This window comes from Flectobacillus longus (assembly GCF_030056705.1).
Lineage (GTDB): Bacteria > Bacteroidota > Bacteroidia > Cytophagales > Spirosomataceae > Flectobacillus > Flectobacillus longus.
This window is the reverse complement of record NZ_JASHIC010000002.1, coordinates 75536-101177: the sequence shown is the minus strand read 5'-3', so window position 1 is coordinate 101177 and position 25642 is coordinate 75536. Positions and strand designations below refer to the sequence as shown.

14 protein-coding genes are annotated in these 25642 nt (G+C 37.8%); 3 read left to right on the top strand and 11 right to left on the bottom strand.

Annotated elements, in window-relative coordinates:
• Positions 1-190 precede the first annotated feature (190 nt).
• A complete protein-coding gene (locus QM491_RS01835; RefSeq protein ID WP_283325551.1) occupies positions 191-1069 on the bottom strand; it encodes an NmrA family NAD(P)-binding protein in 879 nt (292 codons plus the stop codon).
• Between the two features lie 82 nt (positions 1070-1151).
• Here QM491_RS01835 and QM491_RS01830 point away from each other — a divergent pair, with 82 nt between their 5' ends.
• Together QM491_RS01830 and QM491_RS01825 are read left to right on the top strand one after the other, a co-directional pair.
• Complete coding sequence (locus QM491_RS01830; protein WP_283325550.1) at positions 1152-1526, top strand: winged helix-turn-helix transcriptional regulator; 375 nt, start codon at positions 1152-1154, stop codon at positions 1524-1526.
• A gap of 201 nt (positions 1527-1727) precedes the next feature.
• On the top strand, positions 1728-3062 hold the full coding sequence (locus tag QM491_RS01825) for a PAS domain S-box protein (protein WP_283325549.1): 1335 nt from the start codon (positions 1728-1730) through the stop codon (positions 3060-3062).
• Positions 3063-3206: 144 nt separating this feature from the next.
• On the opposite strand, the gene QM491_RS01820 is transcribed toward QM491_RS01825, so the two are convergent.
• The 3 genes from QM491_RS01820 to QM491_RS01810 all read right to left on the bottom strand — a co-directional run bounded on the left by QM491_RS01820 (position 3207) and on the right by QM491_RS01810 (position 12139).
• Positions 3207-6803 (bottom strand): VCBS repeat-containing protein, encoded by a 3597-nt coding sequence (locus tag QM491_RS01820; protein WP_283325548.1) that lies wholly within the window; start codon positions 6801-6803, stop codon positions 3207-3209.
• 293 nt (positions 6804-7096) lie between these two features.
• A complete protein-coding gene (locus QM491_RS01815; protein ID WP_283325547.1) occupies positions 7097-8893 on the bottom strand; it encodes a RagB/SusD family nutrient uptake outer membrane protein in 1797 nt (598 codons plus the stop codon).
• 63 nt (positions 8894-8956) lie between these two features.
• A complete protein-coding gene (locus QM491_RS01810) occupies positions 8957-12139 on the bottom strand; it encodes a SusC/RagA family TonB-linked outer membrane protein (protein ID WP_283325546.1) in 3183 nt (1060 codons plus the stop codon).
• Between the two features lie 1142 nt (positions 12140-13281).
• On the opposite strand from QM491_RS01810, the gene QM491_RS01805 reads away from it, so the two are divergent.
• Positions 13282-13968, top strand: a complete 687-nt coding sequence (locus tag QM491_RS01805) for a DUF4397 domain-containing protein (protein WP_283325545.1) — start codon at positions 13282-13284, stop codon at positions 13966-13968.
• 126 nt (positions 13969-14094) lie between these two features.
• On the opposite strand, the gene QM491_RS01800 is transcribed toward QM491_RS01805, so the two are convergent.
• The 7 genes from QM491_RS01800 to QM491_RS01770 form a co-directional block, all read right to left on the bottom strand.
• The gene (locus QM491_RS01800; protein WP_283325544.1) at positions 14095-14319 is read right to left on the bottom strand and encodes a ferredoxin; all 225 of its coding nucleotides are present in this window, start codon (positions 14317-14319) and stop codon (positions 14095-14097) included.
• A complete protein-coding gene (locus QM491_RS01795; RefSeq protein ID WP_283325543.1) occupies positions 14312-15559 on the bottom strand; it encodes a peptidase U32 family protein in 1248 nt (415 codons plus the stop codon). Before QM491_RS01795 ends, QM491_RS01800 begins: the two co-directional genes overlap by 8 nt.
• A 238-nt stretch (positions 15560-15797) precedes the next feature.
• A complete protein-coding gene (locus tag QM491_RS01790) occupies positions 15798-21209 on the bottom strand; it encodes a T9SS type A sorting domain-containing protein (RefSeq protein ID WP_283325542.1) in 5412 nt (1803 codons plus the stop codon).
• 166 nt (positions 21210-21375) lie between these two features.
• Positions 21376-22503, bottom strand: coding sequence for a lactonase family protein (locus tag QM491_RS01785; protein ID WP_283325541.1), 1128 nt, complete (start codon positions 22501-22503; stop codon positions 21376-21378).
• A gap of 246 nt (positions 22504-22749) precedes the next feature.
• Entirely contained in the window at positions 22750-23370 is a 621-nt protein-coding gene (locus tag QM491_RS01780; protein ID WP_283325540.1) for a PepSY-like domain-containing protein, read from the bottom strand.
• A 104-nt stretch (positions 23371-23474) separates the two neighbouring features.
• Positions 23475-24713 (bottom strand): metallophosphoesterase family protein, encoded by a 1239-nt coding sequence (locus QM491_RS01775; protein ID WP_283325539.1) that lies wholly within the window; start codon positions 24711-24713, stop codon positions 23475-23477.
• A gap of 80 nt (positions 24714-24793) precedes the next feature.
• Positions 24794-25615, bottom strand: coding sequence for a DUF3667 domain-containing protein (locus QM491_RS01770; protein WP_283325538.1), 822 nt, complete (start codon positions 25613-25615; stop codon positions 24794-24796).
• Between the last annotated feature and the right edge of the window lie 27 nt (positions 25616-25642).

Here is a 25642-nt window from a genome sequence, read left to right as displayed (position 1 = left end):
ATTGTGCGAAATAAAAACAGAATATCAATATTTACTAATAAACTAGTAATCAATATCTAACATGATACTTTAATGAATTTAATATCATTCACAATTGCAAAACTTACTATATGTAAATAATAATTCATCCACAGCCCAAACAAGAAGTTGTTTAGACTGTGGATGAAATCATAATTAGGGCTTTTTAACCTTAAAATGCGCCTGCAAATTCTTTGGCAAACGACTGAATTTTGATGGAACCAATTTGTGGAATTCCACTTGCCTCGAAATCCTTTTGTAATTTTCCTTCACGAATTGCCGTACCCATTTCTGTGTACAATTGAGCCATTTCAGTAGGTAAACCTGCTTGTTGCATTCCTTGTAATGATTGTTCATCGGTAAACTCTACCCAAGGAAGTTGTTTGCCCAAAACATCACCAAATGCCTTAGCTACCTCCGCTAAACTTACATAGTCACTTACAACATAACGAACCTGATGCCCTGTAGTGCTTGTTTGTAATTCCTCCGCTACTGCTTCAGCGATATTTTGTGGATGCACGAGTGGAATTTTGGTATCGGCTGGATAGTTTGAACCAATGATTCCCATTCCTTTGATTAATGGAACATCATTATAGAAATTTGTGTAAAAATACCCCGCACGCATAAAGCTAACATTCACATTTTGGAGTAAAGAGCGATACAAATTTTCGATATGATAAAGTCCTGCAATTGGACCTGTCCCATTTTCGTATTCGGCTCCAATACTACTGAGCATTACTACTTTTGGAACTCCTGCTTTGGTAATAGCTTCAGCATACGATTTACCTGCGCTAACGGTATTTTCGATAATGTTCTGACCACCCATGTTTGGAGGAGTCATCACAAATACTGCATCAGCACCTGTAAAAGTTTTTACCAAAAAATCAGTATCCGTAATAGAACCAATAGCAGCTTGAGCACCAAGCGCTTCGATGGCAGATTTTCTATCTTCGTTGCTACTGATAACGGTTACTTCGTTAGTATTTGCTACCAATATTTTCACCAAATGTTTTCCTATGTTTCCTAATGAACCTGTGACTGTAATTTTCATGATCTTATATTTTGTTTTTTGTTGATACAAAGGTATTTTTGTACTTACTTTTTTACAAGTACTTACCCTAAAGTATGTATTAATGACAGCCATCAAAGAATCATCGACAATACAACAAAATAAGAAAACAGCCTTGGAACTGTGTCCTGTAACTTTTACTATGGAAAAGATTGGAGGATACTGGAAGCCTATCATTATTTATCATTTATCTACTGAAAGTAAACGATACAGTGAACTCAAAAAGGCGATTCCTGCTATTACAGAAAAGGTATTAATTCAGCATTTGAAGCAGTTAGAAGCAGATGGATTGTTAATCAGAGAAGCAAAAACCGTTGTGCCTCCTTTTGTGACTTACCAATTGAGTGAATCTGGGAAAAAACTCCTTCCTGTCATACACGCCATGGCGACTTGGGCTTTTGAGCATCAAGAAAAGCATATCAATGTGGCAAGTGAATAGTTTGAAAGGTCTAAAAAATAGGTTCAAGTATTGGACTTGAACCAGTAGAGTAGTTTAAAAAGCATTACAACATTCGGATATTGAGGTATCTATAATAATTTTGCAATGGTAATTTAATTACCTATAACACATCATTATTGAACCTATCATTTTATATCCCTTACTATGCTTAACTCCCATCTAGTCGACGTAGTCCAGACTATGCTCAATTTTAGCGAAGAACCATCCCTATTTGTTTCCCCTTCTCATGAGATTATTTCGTACAATGCTCATCTCGAAACAATGATTAAATGGTTTAATCCACAGTCCTTACAAAAAGGGCAACTGATTACTGCGTATAAACTTCCCGTCAAGAGCGAAAAATATCATCAGTTATTTGAAGAGATTATCTCAGGCAAAAAAGTTGATACTACCGTACCTAGTCTCACTCAAGCTTCTACTATCCAATATCGAATCAAAGGGCAAGCGCTCTATAGTAGCCAAGGCATTATTCAAGGTGCTCTTTTTTCATTCAACCATATTGGACATCCTAGCGCATTATCTGATGAAATCGCCAATTTAAAGCACTACTTCGAAAGTATTATTGCTGAAGCTCACGAAGGTATCCTTTTTCTTCAAGACGACTTAAGTGTTTTGTACTACAACGAAGCAATTTTGAAACAATCTGTGTATGAGAATATCCATCTACTCAAACAAGGGAATAACATTTTAGATATTGTTAGCGAAAAAGATAAAGAACAAACAGAGTTTTTATTAAAGTTGGCCCTATCTGGAAAAATGATTGACAGAGAAGTCCCGATTAGTGGTATAAACGGACAAACCCACTGGTTTAGAATAAAGTTGTTTCCCATCAAAAATCAGCGTGACAAAATGATTGGTATTGCAATCTTGTCTCTGGATGTATCACAGAAAAAGAAATTAGAATTAGCGCTTCATGAAAGTGAAATCAGGTTTAAAAATATCATCGAAAATACGCCTATCGCACTGGCTGTGCTTGACAAAAATTTCCAAGTGATTCAACTCAATTCTGTAGCAGAGGAACTGCTAGGCTATACCTCTCAAGAATTAATAGGAACAGACCTCAGAAGTATCATTTATTGCTCCTACTTTGATGATAGAGAAAGTAGTCCATTTTTTGAAAATTCTGATGCCTTTTTTACTAATCTTACCTCAGAAAGATTTATTTCTACAATTAATAAGGCAGGCGAACTTGTCACCGTGGACATAACCATCAATGCCTACAGGTTTAATACCAATAAAACCATTGTCATAGCAGCAAGAGACGTTCGTGTTTTGCTCAAACAAGAAGAAAAGCTACAATTACATTCGGAATTATTCAGAAAAATCGCTTGGCAACAATCCCACGAAGTACGAAAACCACTGGCTAATATCATGGGAATTACCAATTTACTACTCGAATCGGGTTCTTCTTCCAGCATGAATATGTATTTGGAGTACTTAAAAGAAGCGACTGTAGAACTAGACATAATTATTAAAAATATCGTTGACCAAACGTATTTAACGCAAGGGGAATAAATAAAGGAAATAAAACGCTATAACCTTAAACGCCAAAATCAGCTAGCTCAAGTCAAAAACTTAAACCCGTGAAATTTTAAAGAGCACCTAGCTCAAGTCTAAAACTTGGACTAGGTGCTCTTTAAAATTTATAAACTTTTCTTTTTAGTAAACTCGCTTCTGCTGATTGAAATTCGTAATCTGAACCTGTTTTATACTTGAATTAAGATACAGATTACGAGCGGATTGCGACAGATAGGTATTGCCATAGTAAAACTCTTCTTTTCGTTTTTTACCATTTTTCAACCAAACAATGGCTGATTGGTCTTTGGCTTGCAAAGGAATTATTTTAGTAGGTTTTTGTGATAAAAGGATTTCTCTTAAAGCTCCTCTATTTTGCGAACTCAATAATCCTATTTGCGCCTTCGCTGTTGGAATCATTACCAAAGCTTTGGTATCTCCATCGAGGCATAACCCTGTTTTGGCTAATGGGAAAGTGTTAAAGCTTCCTTTGCCGTCTCCTAGTAATACTTCACCCATCCCTGCATCTAATCTACCAATACTGATTTCATTGCCATAATCATTGCCACTGAGTAATAAGTCCAAATTACCATCGGCATTCCAGTCGGATACTAACATGGCATTGACACTCGAAAATTGCGCTACCGTTGGTAAAGCTTTCAGCTTGAAAGAGCCATTGCCCAAGTTCTCAACGTAACTTGTTTTTGTCCAATTGGCAGTCAATATCGTAGCTGTACTCAATTCGCTTGGGGTAAGGACTTCATGGATAGTAGCTTTGGCATATTTATGATACTTATCAAAACGTTTTCGAGTCTGAATCATCTGCTTCACCATATCGTCACGCGTATTAAATGGAAACTCTTGGCGCTTGCCCAAGGTGTCTTTAAGATATACCGTCGGGATGGCATCATAACTTCCATCTGTGTTAAAATCACCATGATATAGTCTTACAGGCATATCGTCGCTAGCACGATAAAGGGTATTTTCACCTTGATTCCCTAACACATAATCCATATCTCCATCATTGTCAAAGTCGCCTGAAACAATGCTATTCCAGAAACCTTTATAGTTTACTAACTCTGTATTCGAAGTATTCTGAAGGCGTCCTTTATTATTTTTCAAAAAAGTTGGCGACATCCATTCTCCTGCTAATAGCAAATCTTCCCAACCATCATTGTCATAATCTGTCCACAAGGCGTCACATATCAATCCTATATCTTTCAAAGTAGGCGCCATGGTCGTTGTCACATCGGAAAATTTCAATAATGGTGCTTCGTTACGAAGGATATAGCTATTGGTGGCTTTAGGGTATTTATTGGGTTCGACACGTCCACCAATAAAGAGGTCGAGGTCTCCATCGTGGTCAAAATCGCAAGCTTTAACACAAGAGCCACTTTTCAAGAAACTTGGTAAAATACCATTTCCTAGTACAAACTTTCCTTTACCTTGATTAATATAGATATGGTCTTGATAGCCATTATCACCCACAGGCAATTCATTACTTCCACTTACAACATATAAATCTAAATCGCCATCATTTTCCAAATCGAACAATAAGGCTCCCGTTTCTTCCCAATTCTTATCAATCGCTTTTTCGGGTAATAAGTCTTTTTTCTCAAAACTTCCGTCAGGTCTTTGCAATCCAAACACACCTTTACGACGAAACGAACCTCCCATATAGAAATCCTCCAACCCATCTTGATTGACATCGCCAACCGCTATACATGGCCCCAATTGAGATAATTTATGCGGAATGAGTTTTTGAACATTAAAATCTATAAAATCCTCCTCTTCATGTACAAAGTCTTTTTCTATTCGTTCTTGTTTTTTGGTAAAAAGAAAGTCAGTATTCGGTTCCGATTTTGTAGCTGGCTTAGCTTGAGATTCATATAAAACCAGTTGTTGATTGGCTGGCACATTCGTTATCGTTTGCACCAATCCACTTGACCAAGTCACGACCAATTGCTCTATTTTTTTATGAGAACCTAGTCCAAAATGCGCACCAGTTTCTACTGAGGATAAATAACCTCGGTAAGGTGTATTTTCATAGAATTGTTGTTCTCCTTTACCATAAATAGCCTTCACCGTCGCACCTAGTCCATTTTTATTAGAAGCATTGCCTACAAATTTGAGACGCAGGTAGTTACTTTTTTCTGGTAATTGTTGGCGTACATTATTACAAAAAACCGAAGCCGAATCATTGATATTATTAATGATATAATCCAAATCGCCATCGTTATCCAAATCCGCATAGGCAGCGCCATTTGAAAAACTTGGTTCGGTGATTCCCCAAGATTCTGTCACTTCTTCAAATTGTAAATTACCTTTATTACGATAAGCTTTATTCTTGACTTTTACCGAAGGAATTAAATCCAACAACTGCACAGGTGCAACATAAGCCCCCACTTCGGCACGGTACGCCATAAAATCTTGGTCAGTAATATCTTGCGGAAAACCATTGGTAATAATCACATCTCGTAAACCATCATTATCAAAATCAGTAACCAGTGGCGTCCAACTCCAATCAGATTCTGCCAAGCCAGTCAACAAGCCCACTTCGCTAAATACTGGTCGGTGAGTATAAGGGTTTATCCCACGGTTGAGCTGAAGGGTATTGCGAGGATATTGGAATACATATCCAAACTTTTCGTTGTTTTGATAGGCTTGGTAATTGTTACCTAGTGTCATCATCTTTTTACGATAATTATCCTCAGGCATCATATCCAAAGCCAAAATATCAACCAAACCGTCGTTGTTAATATCTGTCACATCATTCCCCATCGCAGAGTGTGAGGTATGCTTAAAATACAAAGCGGCTTCATCTTTAAAACCAATGTGTTTACCATTTTCATGCTGATTGATATACAGCAGGTCATTGGTCAGATAGTCGTTGGTGATGTAGACATCCTTCCAGCCATCTTGGTTGATATCTGTAATATTGATACCCAAACCAAAACCTTCAAAGAGAATACCTTCTGTTTGCGAAACATCTGTAAAAACGGCATGCTTCAGTGTTGGATTCCAATCGTTACGATACAACTTATCAGTCAAAGGAGAACTTCCGTCAGAAACACGAGGATGATACATATTAGGGAAACGAACATCCGCCATCTCATTTACTGCTATATACACGTCCAAATCGCCATCGTTGTCATAATCAAAAAAAGCGGCTTGGGTTGAATGTGTTGTATCGGCAAGACCATACTCTTGCGCCATTTCCTTAAAATGTGGGATTCCTGCCCTATCTACCCCCTGATTGACATACAGCAAATTAGCTCGCTGACTAGCGGTTTTTCGAGCAGTTGTACAAACGTAAATATCCATCAAATTATCTTGATTGATATCTACAACCGCCACACCAGCACACCAGCGACCTTCGCCTGTCACCTTTGCTTCTTTGGTAATATCCTTAAAATGTAGTTGATTCGTTTTAGAGTCGTTGAGGCATAGCTGGTTAGAAACATGATTGCCTGTGAAATACACGTCTACCAAGCTATCATTATTGAAATCAGCCATAGCCACTCCTCCCCCATTATTGATATATTCGAACGTCAGAATATTCATGGTATCATTTTCAGAAATACGATTCGAAAAATGGATACCAGAATCTTTGGGATCAATTTTCTTGAAAAGCCCATCTTTTGATGCACTTCCACAAGCATAAAGCCCTAGTAAACCTAAGCCTACTAGGGTGATTAAATATAGAAAACGGTATGCAGTTACGGTAGAGGTTTGAGGCATATTATAAGTAAAAAAGTTATTAGTTAAGTTTGTACGTAAAATAAAGTTTAAAATTGTGCTTTAAGCTTTCATGTATCGGCTTTCGGCGGTGGAATTTGGGGAAAAGGCATGTCTGTGGTCGTTAAAAACATTTTAACACTCTTTGCCTTGTGCCTGTTGCCTTATCCCTAAGACAAAAAACTTAAATATAATTTTGCACTAACACTTGATTAACAATTTTATATACAGTAAAAACAGAGATGGCACAGGGTACCATCTCTGTAAAGACACCATTTTTCAGTTATCAATCCAATCTATTTATAAGCTGGGTCTTGAGTAAGGGTTGGTTTACCATCCTTCTCAGAGCGGTCGATTGCTTCTTGAGGAATTGGGAAAAACTCATGTTTACCTTTTACAAATACGCCACCTTTTTTGTAAACACGTTTAGTGCTTTCTACGGCATTGTATGCATTCAATGTTTCGGCAGCAATACCCCAACGTACAAGGTCAAAGAAACGGTGACCTTCCATCGCAAATTCTAAGCGAGTTTCGAAACGAACTGCTTTACGAGCTGTAGCCTGACTTGACCAAGCCGAAGCGTAAGGCTTCACATTGTAGTTGGCAGCAGGCACTGGAGCACCTTTTGAATCAAATACCAATGTGTAGGCATCGCGAGTAGCTCCTTGCGTAGCTTTCTGAACAAAACCAGCAGGATTGGCAGCACGAGCACGAATTTGGTTAACCAAGTCTCTTGCTCTTTCAAGGTTACCTAATTCTACCTCACATTCAGCTAACCACAACAAAATCATACTATAACGCATAATGCGGTAGTTGTTACTTGTAAGGTTTGCCCAACCATTTACGCCAGTAAAGGCTTTTGAAGGAATGTGTTTTTTCGGAGAATAAGGACCTGCATACGTTTGGTCACGGATAAAATCACGGTTATGGATTTTATAATCAATAAACAAAATTCCACGACGACCTACTGTATGATCCAAACGAGGGTCAAGCATACCTTCATACGGCGTATATGCTGCATCTAAATCAACTCCTTGGTCATTCTTTACATCAGAGTTATTGAAGGTATCTAATAAAGGCAGACCATTATCGTCTGTTTTATAGGCATTTACCAAGTTTTGAGATGGCTGATAGAAACCACAACAACCCCAAGGCGATGTATATGGGTGAGCCAAACCTACACCAGCATTAGCGGCATCACCGCTTGCACTAGAAGAAGCATACTGAATTTCGAAGATAGACTCTGCGTTGTTACGAGTATTAGCATCATGGTTATCTCTGAAATTATCCATCAACTTAAATTTACCACTCGCTACAATCTGATCTAACAATGCTTTTGCTGCTTGTAATTTAGCCGTATTAGCTGCACCAGTCGATATATTCCAACCTTGATACATGTAAGCTTTTGCTAAGAAAGCCATTGCTGCCCATTTTGTTGGGCGACCAACTTGTGCTTGAGTCGCAGGCAAGGCATCCATCGCAGCTTTGAAATCAGCTTCAATAAATGGCCAAGCGTCTTTATCATTTGGCACTTTGGTACTTTCCAAGTCGTTCAAATTATATGTAGTCTCATCAATATATGGGATATTTTTCCACATTTTTTTGGCTTCAAAGTGGAAAAGTCCGCGTAAGAAACGAGCCTCCGCTACAATTTGTTTACGACGATCATCGCCAATATCCTTTACATTTTTAAGGGTATTTATCACATCATTTGAGCGTGCAACCCCTTTAAACAAACCTCTCCACTTGTTTTTGATATGGTTGTTGGTAGGTTGAAAATCCCATTTTTCGATAAAAGATTGTTCTGGTTGGTCACCCGCATCAGTACCTTTATAGGCATCATCAGAGGCAATTCCACCAAATACCCAGCTTTGAATATCGTTATTCCAAGCATCTTGTCCATCCAAACCCTGACCATCAATCATGGCGTAAGCACCCACGAGGATACCTTCTACCCCTTTGGCCGTTTGGAGAGACGATGGGCTATATTGACCTTGTGGCTCACGTGTCAAGAATTCATCGCTACATGCAGTAGCAATACCAACAACGAGACCAGCCGACAAGCAAAGTTTTATAATATTTTTACGTTTCATATTTTTTCTCTTTTGGTAAAAACGAACATTGATTTTCTTACAAATCAGATAATGTTATCGTGCTTAGAATCCTAGATTAACACCCAAAATGAAGGTTCTAGAAACTGGCATATAACCACCATCAAAGCCCAAAGTATTGTCTGAACCTGTCTGAATTTCAGGGTTTAGTCCAGAGTACTTCGTGAATGTTGCCAAGTTTTGTGCTTGCAAATACACCTGAGCATTGTCAAGACCTAACTTGCTACCAATTTTACGAGGCAAATTGTAAGTAAGTTGAACGTTTTTGATACGGAAATACGAACCATCTTCGATAAAATAGCTTGATGGACGGCTACTGATTTGGTCGTTGGCATCCATGATAGGTACAGTACCTGACTTGTTGGTTGGTTGCCAAGCATCATACAATGCACGTTTCGAACGGTTACCTTGGAAAGTGTTGAAGTCAGAGAAATAACGAGTATAGTTAAATACATCATTACCCTGTGTACCATTACAGAAGATAGTCAAATCAAAGCTTTTATAACCAAAATTGAAATTCAAACCGTAAGTAAAGTCTGGGTGAGGATTACCGATAATGGTACGGTCATCGTCCGTGATTTTGCCATCGCCATTAATATCTGCAATCTTGAATTTACCTGCCTTATTGTAGTCACCATAAGCTGGCCAAGCTTTGGCTTCATCATCAGATTGGAAAATACCCAATACTTTATAACCATAGAAAGAAGAAACTGGCAAGCCTGCCTGTGTTACAGTAACCGCAGGAACACGAGAGCCATAACCGAAGTAACGAGTATTTGGACTAGCATCTAGTTTGTCTACGTTGTTGCGATACGTAGAAATATTAGCGCCAATGCCATAACGGAAATCACCTACAGAGTTTTTGTAGTTTACTCCAAAATCAACCCCCTTGTTCGTCATTCCACCTACGTTGAAAGCTGGCGCCGTTGCATCGCCTGCTGTAAAGGTAATAGGTGTTGTGAATAACATATCGGTAGTCTTACGATTCCAAATATCCAATTCAAAAGTCAATTTGCTACCAAATAATGCTGCATCCAAACCGATATTTGTTGAAGTGGTTGATTCCCATTTTGCATTAGGGTTACCAAATGCACTGGCATCATAACCAATCGTTGGCGTAGTTTGATTGCCGTCGATAGGATAACCAGCGTGGTAAATATCAGAGCGATAAGTTGTATAAGCATTGTACTTACCAATTTTTTGGTTACCTGTTTTACCCCAACCAAAACGCAATTTCAAATCATTGAAAAACGGTAATTGATCTTTGATAAATTTCTCTTCAGATAAACGCCATCCTAAGCTGGCCGCAGGGAAAAAGGCATTACGAGAAGCAGACAAGAAACGAGATGAAGCATCATTACGAACAATCAACTGAACCAAATACTTACCTTCGTAAGAGTAGTTAATTTTACCAAATTGTGATGACAAAGTATAGTCATTACCTACTGACCCATAGTTAGAAACCTTTGTTGGGTCGCCAAGGTCAAGATAGCTCATAATAGGTACAACCTCGAAAGCATAACCATTACGACTTGCCCCAAAATACTCCCCAAATTGTTTGATAGATTCTAGACCTACATACGCATCAACCTTGTGAGACTCATTGAATGTTTTGTTGTACGACAAGGTATTTTGCCATACCCACTGGTAGTCATAATTGGTACGTGAAGTAGAGCTATTGTTAAAGCTACCTTCTACGTATTCTGGGTTGGCACGACCTAACTCTTTCTTGTTTTCAGTAGTAACATCTACCCCAAAGCTAGTCTTAGCAGTAAGGTTTGGCAAAATATCAAACTCCATGAATACGTTACCAAATCCACGCATACGATACAAACGGTCATCTTTTTGACGATACAATGTAGCATAAGGGTTTGAGTTGTTACCTAAGTTGGCACCACGGCTACCTGCAAAATTACCTGCAATATCATACACTGGCAATAATGGATGGTGCTTGTACGAACCCGAAACTGCGTTTTGTTCTTCGTTGTTATTGTATCCACCTTTACGGTTATCGATTGAAACTGTAAAGTTTTCACCAACTCTCAAGCGTTTTTTCAAGGCTGAAAATTCGGTATTGGTACGCAAAGTATAACGATCATAACCGATGAATTTTACGACACCATCTTGGCTAAAATAACCCAAAGACAAAGCATAACGGCTATTATCAGTACCACCAGATGCTGTTAATTGGTAGTTTGAAATCGGAGCAGTTTGTGTTAGCTCACCCCACCAATAGGTATCTGCTGATTTAGTAATAGCATAAATGTTATCTGGTGTCAGTGAATACAACTTAGGATCTACCCCAGGTGTACCAGCTTTACCAGCACTTGGGAAAACATAGTCAGGAATAGTTACTTCACCATTTGGTCCAAATGTATATTGTCCATGCGAAGGTGTTTTGCCTGCATATTTATCTGCCAAATACAAATACTGACCTAATTCCTTAGCATTCAAAGATTGTACATCATTTGATACTTTTTGACTACCATAATAAGCACTGAAAGTAATTTTTGGCACACCCGCTTTTCCTTTTTTCGTAGTAATGATTACTACACCATTGGCAGCACGTGAACCATAGATAGACGCAGAAGAAGCATCTTTCAAAATCTGAATAGTTTCAATGTCATTTGGATTAAGGTTACCTTGATTTTCAGTAGGTACACCATCGATAATGAAAAGAGGGTCGTTGTTACCAATCGTACCGAAGCCGCGGATACGAACAGTAGCGTTACCTCCTGGTGTAGCATCGTTCACGATACTCAAACCAGAGGCACGACCTTGTAATTGTTGAGCAAACGTAGTTGCAGGAACAGATTGTAAATCTTTAGCATTCACTGTAGTTACAGCACCCGTAATATCTCTTTTTGACTGCGTACCATAACCTGTTACAACCACCTCTGTCAGGTTGGCCACGTCTTCAGATAATCTTACGGTAATACTAGATTGAGTTCCCACTCTAACTTCTTGATTTTGAAAACCTACAGACGTAATAAGTAAGACATCGCTAGCTCCTTTAACTGCGATTGTAAACTCTCCTCCTGCGCCTGTAGCAACCCCCACCTTGGTACCCTTTACCATGACAGAAGCGCCAGGTAAACCTTGTCCGTCGGCCGCTGACAAAACTTTACCTGTTACTTTTCTTTCTTGGGCTTGGGCTGTCCAAGTAATTAAAAATAGACAACACAGGGCAATTACCCCTGTAAGTTTTTGTAGTAATTTGTTGTTCATAGAAATAGTGTTTGGAAAAATGTAACAATGATATTGAAGCGATTTTTTTGTTGCTTATGTACCTCCTTTCTTTGCTTAAACGTTTAATCAATTGTTTATAAAAAAAACTTCTTCAAAAAGCTTTAGACTAATGACTCAAAGTGAAACAATAAGTATATACGTAGTCCTTCGATGCAAGACAAAGTCTTGCAGAATTAAGATAAGATTTCTGGAAATGTGATTATATGCTATAGTAGCCTTGGTAACTTATTGATTTAGAATTGGTTTAAATTGTTGGTTTCGAATAAAGCATATAAGTGCCAGCCTGTGGATATAACACACAGTAACATGAGAGTACTTTTGGATACCCTTATACTAGAAAGCATACGCAAATAACATAACACCATGACTATCAGGGCATTTGTTACATTCATAAAATAATTTAAAAATTCAGAAGCTAATAGTTACAGGATGGTTACTCAACGGACATGAGCAATCCTATGGAGCTTCACTTTCATACTTAATTTTTTGTGTGGGTATTAGAAGACAGCTTTTGTGCTTTTGTAACGAAAATTATAGAGCAAAAGAGAACTAATCAATCCAACAACCGATATATATATGTTTTTTGGAATAAATGTTTAACATCGACTAAGAGCGGCCCTTCCTAGCAAATTGTTTCAACTGGGTGATTGTACTTAATTATTTATAGAAAACTGATTATAACATTCATTTTTTGTGAAAACAACACTGAGATGTGTCAAAGGAGCTTAAGAATTTAACTACGTAAAGTGCAACGACGTGTTAAATAGGTCATATTTCACGATGTAAATTTTAAAATTATTTCTTAATTAAAAAAATAAAAAATTGTTTTTTTAATATATTTTTTTGAATTGTATAAAGTTGTTGACAATTGCTAATAAAGCAGGATAGGCTTTTTGGGGATAACTCTACTTTGCATTTCTAGAATTTGTATTATCGTAGAAATTCTTTCACAAGAACTGTTCTATAGTGTTATACGTACAGTTTTATAATACTTTCTCTCTATTGACCCTGCTATTTTTTGCCTCTAGGCTTCGCTTGTTAAAGAATGTTAAATACAGAAAAGGTTTACAACCATCCTCTGAAGTCATGCCTCATTGAGATAAATTTAAACCTTCTCTTTTATGAAATTCACAAACATCTCTTTTGCTCTTGTGGCAGTATTGTCCGTTTCTTGTAAGAAAGTTTACGAGGTAAATCCCAACGTAGAACCCAAACCCGCAAAACTATCGGTATTCAACGCCTGTACAGATTGTGGAGCGGTGAGTTTTTACCTAGGTACCAAAAAGTTTCTTGATAAAGATATTGACTTTATGACCGAGCTTGGCTACCAAGATTCCCCAACGAATAAAATGGAGTTAAGTTTTAGCGCTAAAGGTTCGACAACTACCATGGCAAAAAAAGAAATTACCTTATCAGAACAAGGTAACTACACCGCATTTGTGGCTGGCACTAAAGCCAATCCTTCTATTATGGTTTACAATGACGATTTATCCAAACCCAGTCCTAAGTTTGCTCATATTCGTTTTGCCAATTTTATGGCAGAGAGCAAGGGCTTACATTTATATATAAAAGGACAGAACACTCCTTTGTTTTCACAAACGGGTTTTACTGGAATGCAGACTTTTGAAGCAATTACGCCAGGCTCGAACTACACATTTCTAGTAAAAGATGCAAGCAATGATTCGCTATTATTCCAAATGGACAAGGTATCGATTGCTACTGGTAAAATTTATACCCTCGTGGCTAAAGGAAGCTTAAAAGGAGCGGGGAGTCAAAAAGTTGCTCTGGCGTTGATTACCAATAAGTAAAAATTAAAAGTACTAGTGCTGAAATAGCTCCGTAGGTGACGGGCACCAAAATCACTTTCTGTCGCACCTACGGATATCTATTGAAAACAGTTACTTATATCTGAAAATCATATTATCCCAAGCCCACTATCTCACAATCTGAATGACCTTTACAGGGCAAGCCTCTAAAGCTTGTTCATTTTCGGATAGTTCGTCCTCATTAAGCTGAACTTGATAAATCCCTTTTTTTTCGATAGCACCTAGCAAGACTGCCTTGCCATCTTTTTTGGACATACGCCAGCGATGATAGGCTATTTCAACACATGCGTTGCAACCAATACAACGGTTTCGGTAATGAATCAACTTAAACATGAGCAGGCACAATTTTGTAAAGTTTGTCGGATGGACGAATCTTTTCAGCCACACGTATCGCTATGGTTTCGCCTTTACTTGCCTTTGCTACTGGATTTCCCTCATGATTTCGAATTTCTTCTGCTACAGCCTCCACATATCCTGTTGTTGGTCCTTTAATAATTAACTGATCACCTATGTTAATATCTTGACTTTCGAGTAAAAACTCTCCAACGCCAATTTTCTCAAAATACTTCACTCCTTTTCCTAGATATACCTTTTTCTGAGTAGCTACCGAACCGTATTGGTTACTCCACTCGCCCATTTTACGACCTAGGTAATATCCATCCCAAAAGCCTCGATTATACACTTTGCTAAGTTCAGCTTTCCAATGTTCAATCTTTTCTGGCGTATAAGTACCTTCTGCGATAGCATCCACAGCCTGTCGGTAACACTGCGTAGTGGTAAATACATAATCGGCAGCACGTCCACGGCCTTCTATTTTTAAGACCTTCACCCCTGCGTCAATGATTTTGTCCAAAAAATCAATGGTACATAAATCCTTTGCCGACATGATATATTCGTTATCGATTTCAAGCTCAATGCCCTCCTCTTTATCGATGACTGTATATTCTCGACGGCAATTTTGGATACAAGCTCCACGATTTGCCGAAGCATTATGAGAATGTAAACTCAAATAACATTTCCCAGAAACAGCCATACACAAAGCACCATGCGCAAAAATCTCAACTTGTACCAAGTTGCCCGATGGGCCAGTAATTTGATTTCGTTGAATATTTTTTACTATATCGCCAACCTGTTTTAAGGTCAACTCACGAGCCATCACCACCACATCGGCATAATCAGCATATAATTCGACCGTTTCGATATTGGTAATATTGGACTGTGTAGAGATATGGAGTTCCATCCCTTTTTTGCGACAGTAATTCATCACAGCCAAGTCAGAAGCAATCACCGCAGAAATTCCTGCCTCTTTAGCTTGATCGATAATTCTTCGCATCAAAGAAATATCATGATCGTAAATAATGGTATTGAGCGTGATATAACTTTTGACACCGTGTTCGGCACACACACGAGCCACTTCGGGCAGGTCATCGACAAGAAAGTTATTGGTTTGGCGGGCACGCATATTGAGTTGTTCTACCCCAAAATATACTGAATTTGCCCCTGCTTTGATAGCGGCCATCATCGACTCCCAAGAGCCAGCTGGAGCCATGATTTCTATAGATGATTGTGTCATTTTGCAAAATTCTTTAAAAATCTATCTCAAGTGAGATACGATATAAACCTGTCTTATTCAAAACAAGTCTTCCTGAAAAACCCGCAAAATTAGGCATAGAGTCATTTCCTCTGTATAATAAAAGTAGGTGTCACAAATTGATAAATATCAGTTTTGGACACCTACTTTTATGTACTAAAGCTGTTTACACTTTCTCATTACAGGTGAATAAAGTTTAAACAGCTTCATTATAAACTCATTACTCCTTTATCACCTTACGGCTAAAAGTTTTACCTCCTACAGTCATTTGCAGAAAATAAACGCCTGCTGGTAATATACTAATATTCAATTGTCCTTCATGCGCTTGGGAACGAGCGGTATTATGTTGTACCTCTAACACTCGTCCTTGGGTATCACTTAGGCGTAAATCATAAGAAGCAGGCTTATCGGTTCTAACTTTCCAGGTCAAATAATCTGAGGCAGGAACGGGATATACTTCCACATGAATACCGCTTTCCTCCTCTATACCTAATACCAATACAGTTACTTTGGCTGTACCACTTACTGTGCCTGTACCACAAATATTTTTCACCTCTGAAAGTGTGTAGGAGGTTGTTGATAAAGGATTTACCGTAATCTCAAATGGTGTTTTCTGAGCAGTAAATTCTCGTCCGTCCGACAACTTAAATGTCCATGGGGCGTGAGAACCCAAATCTACCTTCAACTTGGCTTCCTTGCCATAATCAATCGACTGATCGCCTGAGATACTGGCTGTAGCTGGGATGTTGGGTAGTTGCCCAATTTTAACAGATGGGCTCATATCCCAACATTTTTCATCGTAAACTAAACTACGATAAACTCCTGACTTAATTACTATCAAAGATGCGGTCGTGGCATTTTCGATTTCTTGTTGATTCATTTGCCAATGGTATCGTAATCCTTTTGCTTCTGGCAATTTCAATTCTACCGTTTTACCTTCACAGAAATACGCAGAATCTGCAGGAGTAATGGGCAAGGATAGCTTAGGTTTATATACAACTATTTTTTTTGATTCGCCTGTACAATTTCCTGAAGATACTTTCAACTGATAAATGCCCTCAGAGACTTGTTTCACATGCGCATCTGTATTCTTGATTGGACTATTGTCCTTATACCATACGTACTGATAGTTTTTTGAAAACTGGTCTGAAGCAGCAACATATATCGATGATTCAATGCTATCATCTATTGTGTTACAAATTTTCAGAGAGTCATTCGTAATATAAAAAGGGTAATCAGATCTTAGCTCAACCTTGATTGAATTAGGATAATAATTGATTGGTTGTGTTTTAGCAACACAACCTGTTACATAATTTACAATCAAGCGATAGGTCGCCTTTTCAGAAATCGTAAACTTATTTAGTGTATCTAAGGATGTGGTTGTTTTGACCGTTACATTATTTTTCTGAATCGTATATTTCGCTACATTAACCCTTCCCGTCGTTGATTTTATATATTCCTCAAATGGTCTTATCTCATTAGAACATGCTCTTAATTCTCTTACGTTAGGATACAATGCGGTACTTAAGCCTGAATGAATAAATCGAAGACCAACGGTATCTTTTGCCCAGACTAGCGTAAGGTTTTTTGAAGAAAAATCACAACTTGAACCATCTTTAAATTTTGTACTCACCACCACTTTATAGGTACCAACTTCTTGAAGCCCTGCCTGACCCCAATCATAGGAATAAGTGGAAAAAGTATTAGTTGAAAAAGACGAGGTGGTATTGGTATTATTTTCATATTTATGAACATAAATAACTTGATTGTCTTTATACCATGTTTGGGTACCACTTACCAAGTTTTTCTCTTGCTCCGAAGTAAGATTATTAAACATCGAAAAACTTAGGTTTATACCACTTCCACTACAAATACTGATGGTATCTGGCTGAATACTATTGTAACGGTTTAGATCATCAGCTAATGTAGTAATAGAAAATTCAATAGTGGGTGGTACTAATGGATTATTAATCACGACCTCATTTGATAACCCAAAACAATCTCCTGAGCTTACTTGAAGCCTATATCTCCCCGACTCAGTTACTGGCAAATTCTCAGTGTTTACATTAGGAATTTTAACATCATTCTTTAACCAAGAAAACACGATACTTTTGGGTTCTATTATACTCGAATAGAGAACATAATTGGTGGAATTACAAGCAAGAGGTTGTGCTACTGCCATATCTCCCAAATAAGTAGAAACAGGTATTAGTTTATCTTTTCGGGTATTAATTTGCAAGGTTTCAGAATTTGAACGACAGGCACCCAGAGACATCGATACCTTATACACACCTTCCTTGTTAATTTCTAAAGTTGGCGATTTTGTTGTAGCAATAAGCGTATCATTCCGACTCCAAGAATAGGTGGCATTATTATATGTGCTGGCTCTAATAGTCATACTCTCTCTGCCACAATACAAATAGTTATCGTTATTATAAGTGTAAACATTAATGGGTGGATAAATATATTGAAAGCTAACATTTACCTCCTCACTTTTTAACGAACAGCCCGAAGCAAATGCTACTTGAACAGCATATTGCCCTCCTTTATTCTGTTTGACAGTATAGTTTAAATCCTTTGTCGTGGTCAAAGTTTGATTATAAAACCATTGAGTATTTGATTTGTCCAGCGCTAAAGCAGATATATTGGCAATCTTCAATACCAGCGAGTCACATCCTGAAAAATTGGTTTTACTAATCAGTTCACTCTCTAAGGATGGTAATAATTGGGGTACACTATTTTTATCTACTGAATTGATGGTAAGGGTTCTTCTGGAAGAAACAACACTTCCATCTGATGTTTCAACCCACACATTGGCTATATCAAACCATTGAGGAATCGTAATTTTAACGGGGCTACTTGTTCCAGTACCTACTGTAATAATGGCACCATTTTTCTCCATTTTAGCCACAATCTGTTGATTAGAAGGAAAATCTCCTATCAAAGTGAAGGGTAAATCAAATGTTCCGTTAGGACAAGGTGGCTTAAGGGAGTTGAGAGTTTGTTGGTCTATCTGAAGGTCTTTGCAAGTAGATACAGTTTTTAATTGAGTGGTAACTTTCACAGGACACGACGAATAAGGGGAGTAACCTACCAGCGTGTAAGTCCCTTCATAGATCTTGTTATAAACAGGAATTGTAACATCAAAGGTATTTAATGTACCCTTCTGATTGATATTTGGTCCGTATAACTCGTAGGTTTCAGCAGGAAAAGATACATTCTTATTTTCAGGTAAAGACAAAGGATTAGGAAACTTAAAAGTAAATCCTTCACAAGCCTCTAGAGTCGAAACATAAGTCATTGTAGGAACGGCTGATACATACACTGAAACATCTGCTGTAAGAGCACAAGCAATATGGGTATCCCATGCTTTTACTGTGTAAACACCACTGTTGGCAAGTGAAGGATTAGGTATTTGAAATTGTGCATTTGAAGAAGTAAAACTATTTGGTCCACTCCACTGAATATTTTTCAAATTGGTTTGTGCTGACAAAGTGAACGGTGTGCCAGAACAGGCCGTTATCATACTTTTTTCGACTGCAAGTATATTCTTGACATTCAAAAAAGAAGAAATGGAGGGACAGCTTCCTTGTGTATATGCCACAACTTGATAGCTATTATTACCTCCTTGACCTATTGGTAAATTTGGAGAAGTAGTTGCGCCTAAATAAACTCCCTTTGAGTACCAAAAGAAGGTATTAGCAGTACTAGAACCAGCGTTTAGTTGCCATGAGGTTCCATTACAGCTCATACTTAATATTGGCTGTGCTAGTGTTGGGGTAATTTCAACTGTTACTGTATCTGAGTAATTAGTACAATCTTGTAACTGCCATTCTACCCAGTACTTCCCTCCTTCACTGACTGTTAAGTTACAAGGATTATCGGTATCTGGCGAAATAGTTTTACCATCTTTTTTCCATATTTGAGTAATATAAGTGCTCTGACACTCTGGGCTTGACAGTGTGTATTCATTACCTGTGCAAATTTTTATATTCTTCTTTTCAAAAGTTTTATAGACAAATGGTGTTTTAGCTGGAGAAATAGTTAATAATTGACTTTGAGCCACACAACCAGTCTTGCTATTTTTAGCAATAAACTGGTATACCCCAGGTTCTCTCATGGATGTACCATATCCAGTTTTAAACTCTTGTCCATCTTTATACCAAATACTACTCCAATCACCACCAATATAATCTTTCATATAAAGATAGGACGTAGCCTCATTAGGGTTTTTGCAAATGTCAAAGTTCATTATGCTATTTCTAATGGGTACTGCAGTTGCTTTACTTCCTTTCGTAATCGTTAATGTGTCGTAAGCCTCACAGGCACCATTCTGTACCTTCAGTACAAAAGTTCCAAATTTATCATCAGTTGAAACGAGTGTCTCCCATTCAGAATAACTTCCAATGAGCTTTCCGTCTAGAAATAACTGCTTTGCTCCTGCTCCTTCAACCCACAAATAAGTGTAATCTGACCAGTCGTTACAAACCAAATACTCCCTGGTGTCATATTTATTAAGAACGCTAGTTCTAATAGATAGATTAGCCTCTATCTTATTAGTCTTTTTTACGACAAAACCTTCCGATATACCTGAGCAAAACGCATCACGTACTACTAATTTGTACGTACTCTCATCTGATACCGTAATACTTGATCGAGATGTGTTGTCGATAGGTTTATCATTTCTTAACCATTGCCAATTCACATAGTTTTGGTCTACAGTTTGCCCATCAGCACTACCATTCAAAGTTATTGAGCCATTTTTATCACAAATAATATTGCTATTTACACTGGTCGTTATTAAAACTGATGTATTGGCTGTTAGCTTGATATTAATGGGAGAAGATACATACCTACATGTACCTTTTGTCACAATGGCGCTATAAGTTCCATCAGTGTCTATACCAATTGTTGGTGTCCCTATTGAAACTTGCTGTTGATTTTTAAACCAAGTAACCTTCACATCACTTCCCCAGTAGGTAGTATCGATGGTTAATTTATCAAATGTATTTTTACAGAAAGTGTAATCACGAGGAGATGATGATGCTATATAAATTTCCTTACTTGTACCAGTCTGACTTGACTGAAGTAATGCTGTTAAGGAATAAGGACAATCTGCATTTGTGAGTTTGATATTAATCGAGTCCTTTTGAATACAACCGTAATCATCTGTTATTTTTACTTTATATAGTCCTTGTACATTCTCATTAAAACCCTTAAATACAGGTATCTTGTCATTGCTACTAAATCCATTGGGGCCTGTCCAAGCATAGGTTATATAGTCGGATTCTAACCCGGGAACAGAGATTAACGACAATTTTGCGCCTGTAATTTCTTGAAACATGTATCTTGGATACTGCGGGCGTTGCCCCACAACTACTTCTTGAGTAAAGCTTTTTTGGTCAATGATTACAGTATATCTTCCAGAGGCTAATGCGGTCGCATTGGGTATCGAAGGATTTTGGAGATTTGAAGAAAAGCCATTGGGTCCTGTCCAACTGTAGGAGCTTCCCCCACTGGCAGTCAGCGAAACTGTACTCCCAATACATACAGGTGAATTTGATGCAGCTTTTTGAGCGAAAACTAACTGATAGTTAAATAGTAGCAAAATAATTAAGTAAAGGTGTTTCATAATATCATGTTGAATTTTAGACTACAAAGAAATAAAGTTTTTGCCTCGATAAAAAACTTATTCTTCACTCAAAATCAAAAAAGGCTTAGTGATATCAATCACTAAGCCTCTCGGTACAATCTCGGTTAATTTTGTGTTATAATGATGTCTTGAAAACTACTTTCACCTACAACGCATCGGCAAATTTTAAACATACGGGCATCGACACTTCTATTGAGTAGCCTGTGTATTTGAGCTTACCTGTTTTTTTATCTCTACTAAATACGGTGATATTATCACTGTCTTGATTGGCAACTAATACATAATTACCTGTCGGATCTATCGCAAAATTTCTTGGCGTTTTACCTTCCACTGGTGTATTGTCTACCCATGTAAGCCTACCCGATTTGGCATCAATGGCATATACCGTAATACTTTCGTGCGCACGGTTGGAGGCATACAAAAATTTGCCATCAGCCGAAACATGAATATCAGCATCCCACTTAAGTCCTGTGTAGTCAGACGGTACTGTCGAAATCGTCTGAATTGGTTTCAAAGCGCCTTTTTCATAACGATATGCCGTAACTGTGGCTGTTAATTCTTCAATAACATAAGCGTATTTATTGTTAGGAGAAAATACAAAATGACGTGGTCCTGAACCTGGTGTCGAGCTAGTAAAAGCAGGTTTTCCTGGGTTTAAAAGCCCTTTTTGTGTATCTAACTTATATGTGTACACTTTATCTACACCCAAATCTGGCACAAAAACATCGGTATTATTTACCGCAACATTGACAGAGTGAACATGTGGTTTTTCTTGGCGATTTTTATTTACCGAATTTCCTGTGTGTTGAATAGTCTGTGTGGCTTTCCCTAATGTTCCATCAGCTTCAACGGGCAATATACTTAGGCTTCCTGCGCCATAGTTACCTACCATAACCCACTTACCTGTACGGTCGGTAGTCACATGACAAGAACCTGGCCCTCCTGCTGATTGTGAATTGAGATACGACAATACCCCTTGTTTTCTGTCAAATCTGAAAGAATTTACCGTGCCATCGCCATCGGTTTCGCCTACCGAATACACCATTTCTTGCGTTGGTGAAACTGCTACAAAGGAAGGATTTTTGACGCCACTAACATGACTAGCATATTGTAATTTACCAGTAGTAGGATTAAAGCGATACACATAAATGCCTTTACTAGTTTTGGCTGTGTACGTGCCTACAATCATATAAAACTCTTTGGTGGCTGTCTGAGCTAAGACATTGACCATGGTCGTCATGGTAAGTCCGACGAGTAGAAATAGTTTTTTCACGGGATAGCTGAAGGTTTGATATAAAATACATTAATTAAACGAAGTTAGTATTCTGAAAGTAAAATATTGTACTTTAACCAATAAAAAACCACGCTCTCGTTGTGAGAGCGTGGTTATATACATTATACAAATTACACTTTTAAATTATTCTATCTGCATTAAGCTGTTGGCGTTATGCTGTAAGCAATCGTTGAACATTAGGTCATTTTCAAATCTTCAAATTCCCTAATTTTCAAATTACAAATATCAATGTCCTCTACCTTTTCCTTTTCCACGACCACCATTCATCGGAGGAATATCGGCTACTTTGACAAAAGTACCTGTCGAATCAAATACTAATACTACTCTTGTGGTATCATTCGCAATACCTACAAACAAGTTACCATCGGCATTAGTACCTGCTTTTTTGATAGTATAACCAGCATAATTGGTCGTAACATAGCTAGCCACTGAAGCAGGTAGCGTTGTAATATCTACTGCTGTAAGTTTAGCCTTCTTGCCATATTTTTCGATAATCTGAATAAAATTACCACTTGCATCAAACAATAATCCTGTATGTGTACTATTCAAAGATATTCCTACAACATATTGTCCTAATGAGTCTGTCGCCGCAAATTTTACTTGTGCTCCAGCGTAGTTAGTATTGATATAAGAAATAACCTTGCTAGGTAGAGCAGTAGAATCAATAGGCGTTAGTTTGCCTTTACATTTGGTTTTTGTAGTCGAATCCGCAGCAGTACGTGCAGCTGAAACTTGGATTGCTTCTAAATCACCATCACTTGAAGGTGTAGCACCATCTTGTGATTGACAAGCCACCATATAAAGGCCAACGACAGCCATTAACAATAATAACAATTGTTTTTTCATGTGTACTTATTGGTTTAACTTTTATGAGATTAAAAAATATAGTTGAAACGTTTCATAAGTACATGACTGCTGGTCGACAAAAACCGTTGCCTACTCGACAAAAATTATTCAAAAATCTCTACTGATTGTATTTCTTTAAAAAGCTCCATCAATGATTCACTTGGGGCTTGACCTTTTCCTTCTTTGCTATTTTTAAAATATTCTACAAAAAGCTCTTCCATACTTTTATTATCGATACTCACAATTTTGGAAGTCCCATCATTTCCCTTTTGCAGATTTTTTACCTCAGGAATAATAGGCATCATCATCGGATGTGCATCCATCAGTCTTTTCTTATCTGCCGATTCTAAGTAACTTTCGGTCACCATCGTAATCTGTACAATAGCATCTTGGTGCAGATTGAGCCATTCTAGCGCCTCCTCTACTTCGGTAAATTTATTACGCAACAATTTTTTCCCTTTGGTTAAAGTAATAGGTAAAACATTGACAGGCTGACCAGCTTCTGCTTCTACGATAACAACATACTTCGTCTGATTAGCTTCCGAAAAACTATAGGCCAAAGGGCTACTCGAATAAATAATCGGACAAGGCTCGATATCAATCGTTTGGAATCTGTGTAAATGTCCTAAAGCGACATATTGAGTCTGAGGAGGAATATTTTCAGAAAAAATGGCTGATGCTCCTCCTACATGGAGAATGGGTTTCTCGTCATCTGGTTCCTCGGGTTGTTCTCCTCCATTTTTCATCATAAAGAGGTGTGTCACCAAAAAGTTAATCCCTTTTTCGTCGAAATATTGGTCTGCCAATTGCTTCCAATGCTGTGCCAAATGCTGGCGGAGGCTATCTTCTGTATCCTCCACACCTAAATAGGTTTTCAAGCGTACTTCATTGGCATAAGGCGTCAAAATCAAACGTAGAGGCGTTTGCTGCTTGGGTAATGCCAACTCAATATATCCATTATCTACATGCAATACCTCAATGCCTCCTTCGGTAGAGAACGGACGCAAAAAGGCATTAGGATAGCCCACAAAAACAATCCCACAAGCACGGGCTAAAGCATCGGGTACTTCGATTCGCTCAGGAGAATCATGATTTCCTGCAATGGCGATAACAGCTCGTGTACCGTTTTTGGACAATCTGTGTAAAGTTGAATACAACAATTCTGTGGCTTCAGAAGAAGGATTAAAGTTATCGAATAAATCACCCGCTACAATAACGGCATCTACATCCTCTTTGTCGGCAATCTCTACGATTTCGGCTAATACCTCTCGTTGTTCTTCCAAGCGCGAAAACATATCTAATCTTTTACCCAAATGCCAATCTGCTGTATGTAATATTTTCATTTTCAAAATCAATTATATTTTATGAGGCTGTGGGCTATGGTTTTGCACAATACATCGAACTCAAAACTCAGCACTCTTATTTATTTCCCTCCTGTCACAGTATTAATCAAGGAGGTTTTATCCCCTACAAGCGAGAAAAAGAATCCTCCAAAACCAGAAATCACGGCAATTACGATAGCCGCTGCGAATATAGAAAGTAATGTTTTTCCAATCGCTGACCAAGTGTTTTTCTCCTCGAAAAACTGCTTATACGCCCAAATCATATATACCATACTGATGATGGAAGATATCATGGATTGAACATAAAAACCAACAATACTATTTTTCAAAAAAAACAAAAATGGAAACAAAAGTAACTTAATCAGTTCAGAATGTGAAAGTACAAAAAGATGTAAAACAATGCCTTCGACCCAATTGTATCGTTCTTTTCCTAAAATTTTAATCGAGAAAAAACCATACAATAGAATACTAAACATGAGTTGGTAAGTATAGTTTTCAAATGCAAAGTGTAATATTTTTTTGACAAATGGCATAATTGCCTTTTGTTCTTTTGCATTCACATTTTGCATCATCACATTCATGTTGAATAAGTCGTCCCAATAATGAATATAAATCCAAGTAGCGACTCCACCAATCAACAACAGATAATTGACAGGATGAAAATGATTCACTCTTTTTCCTTCCACATACTCACGTACCGAATGCCCAGGACGAGTGCTCATCATTTTTAAGGTATACAACAAGCCTCTATTAAAATAGGTAAAGGCATTGAGCAATTCCGAAAATATGTCGTTGAAAACAAGTCTTTTGGTAGTAGCTTTTTGCCCACAATTAGGACAATAGTGCCCGTGGTATTCGTTTTGACAGTTTTTACAATGAATTAAATCGTGCGAATGACTCATACAAATATAGGATTGGCTAATAATGGA

Excerpts from the sequence above, each read along its gene's own strand:
- QM491_RS01835 (WP_283325551.1), bottom strand. The coding sequence starts at position 1,069 with ATGAAAATTACAGTCACAGGTTCATTAGGAAACATAGGAAAACATTTG.
- QM491_RS01830 (WP_283325550.1), top strand. The coding sequence starts at position 1,152 with ATGACAGCCATCAAAGAATCATCGACAATACAACAAAATAAGAAAACA.
- QM491_RS01825 (WP_283325549.1), top strand. The coding sequence starts at position 1,728 with ATGCTCAATTTTAGCGAAGAACCATCCCTATTTGTTTCCCCTTCTCAT.
- QM491_RS01820 (WP_283325548.1), bottom strand. The coding sequence starts at position 6,803 with ATGCCTCAAACCTCTACCGTAACTGCATACCGTTTTCTATATTTAATC.
- QM491_RS01815 (WP_283325547.1), bottom strand. The coding sequence starts at position 8,893 with ATGAAACGTAAAAATATTATAAAACTTTGCTTGTCGGCTGGTCTCGTT.
- QM491_RS01810 (WP_283325546.1), bottom strand. The coding sequence starts at position 12,139 with ATGAACAACAAATTACTACAAAAACTTACAGGGGTAATTGCCCTGTGT.
- QM491_RS01805 (WP_283325545.1), top strand. The coding sequence starts at position 13,282 with ATGAAATTCACAAACATCTCTTTTGCTCTTGTGGCAGTATTGTCCGTT.
- QM491_RS01800 (WP_283325544.1), bottom strand. The coding sequence starts at position 14,319 with ATGTTTAAGTTGATTCATTACCGAAACCGTTGTATTGGTTGCAACGCA.
- QM491_RS01795 (WP_283325543.1), bottom strand. The coding sequence starts at position 15,559 with ATGACACAATCATCTATAGAAATCATGGCTCCAGCTGGCTCTTGGGAG.
- QM491_RS01790 (WP_283325542.1), bottom strand. The coding sequence starts at position 21,209 with ATGAAACACCTTTACTTAATTATTTTGCTACTATTTAACTATCAGTTA.
- QM491_RS01780 (WP_283325540.1), bottom strand. The coding sequence starts at position 23,370 with ATGAAAAAACAATTGTTATTATTGTTAATGGCTGTCGTTGGCCTTTAT.
- QM491_RS01775 (WP_283325539.1), bottom strand. The coding sequence starts at position 24,713 with ATGAAAATATTACATACAGCAGATTGGCATTTGGGTAAAAGATTAGAT.
- QM491_RS01770 (WP_283325538.1), bottom strand. The coding sequence starts at position 25,615 with ATGAGTCATTCGCACGATTTAATTCATTGTAAAAACTGTCAAAACGAA.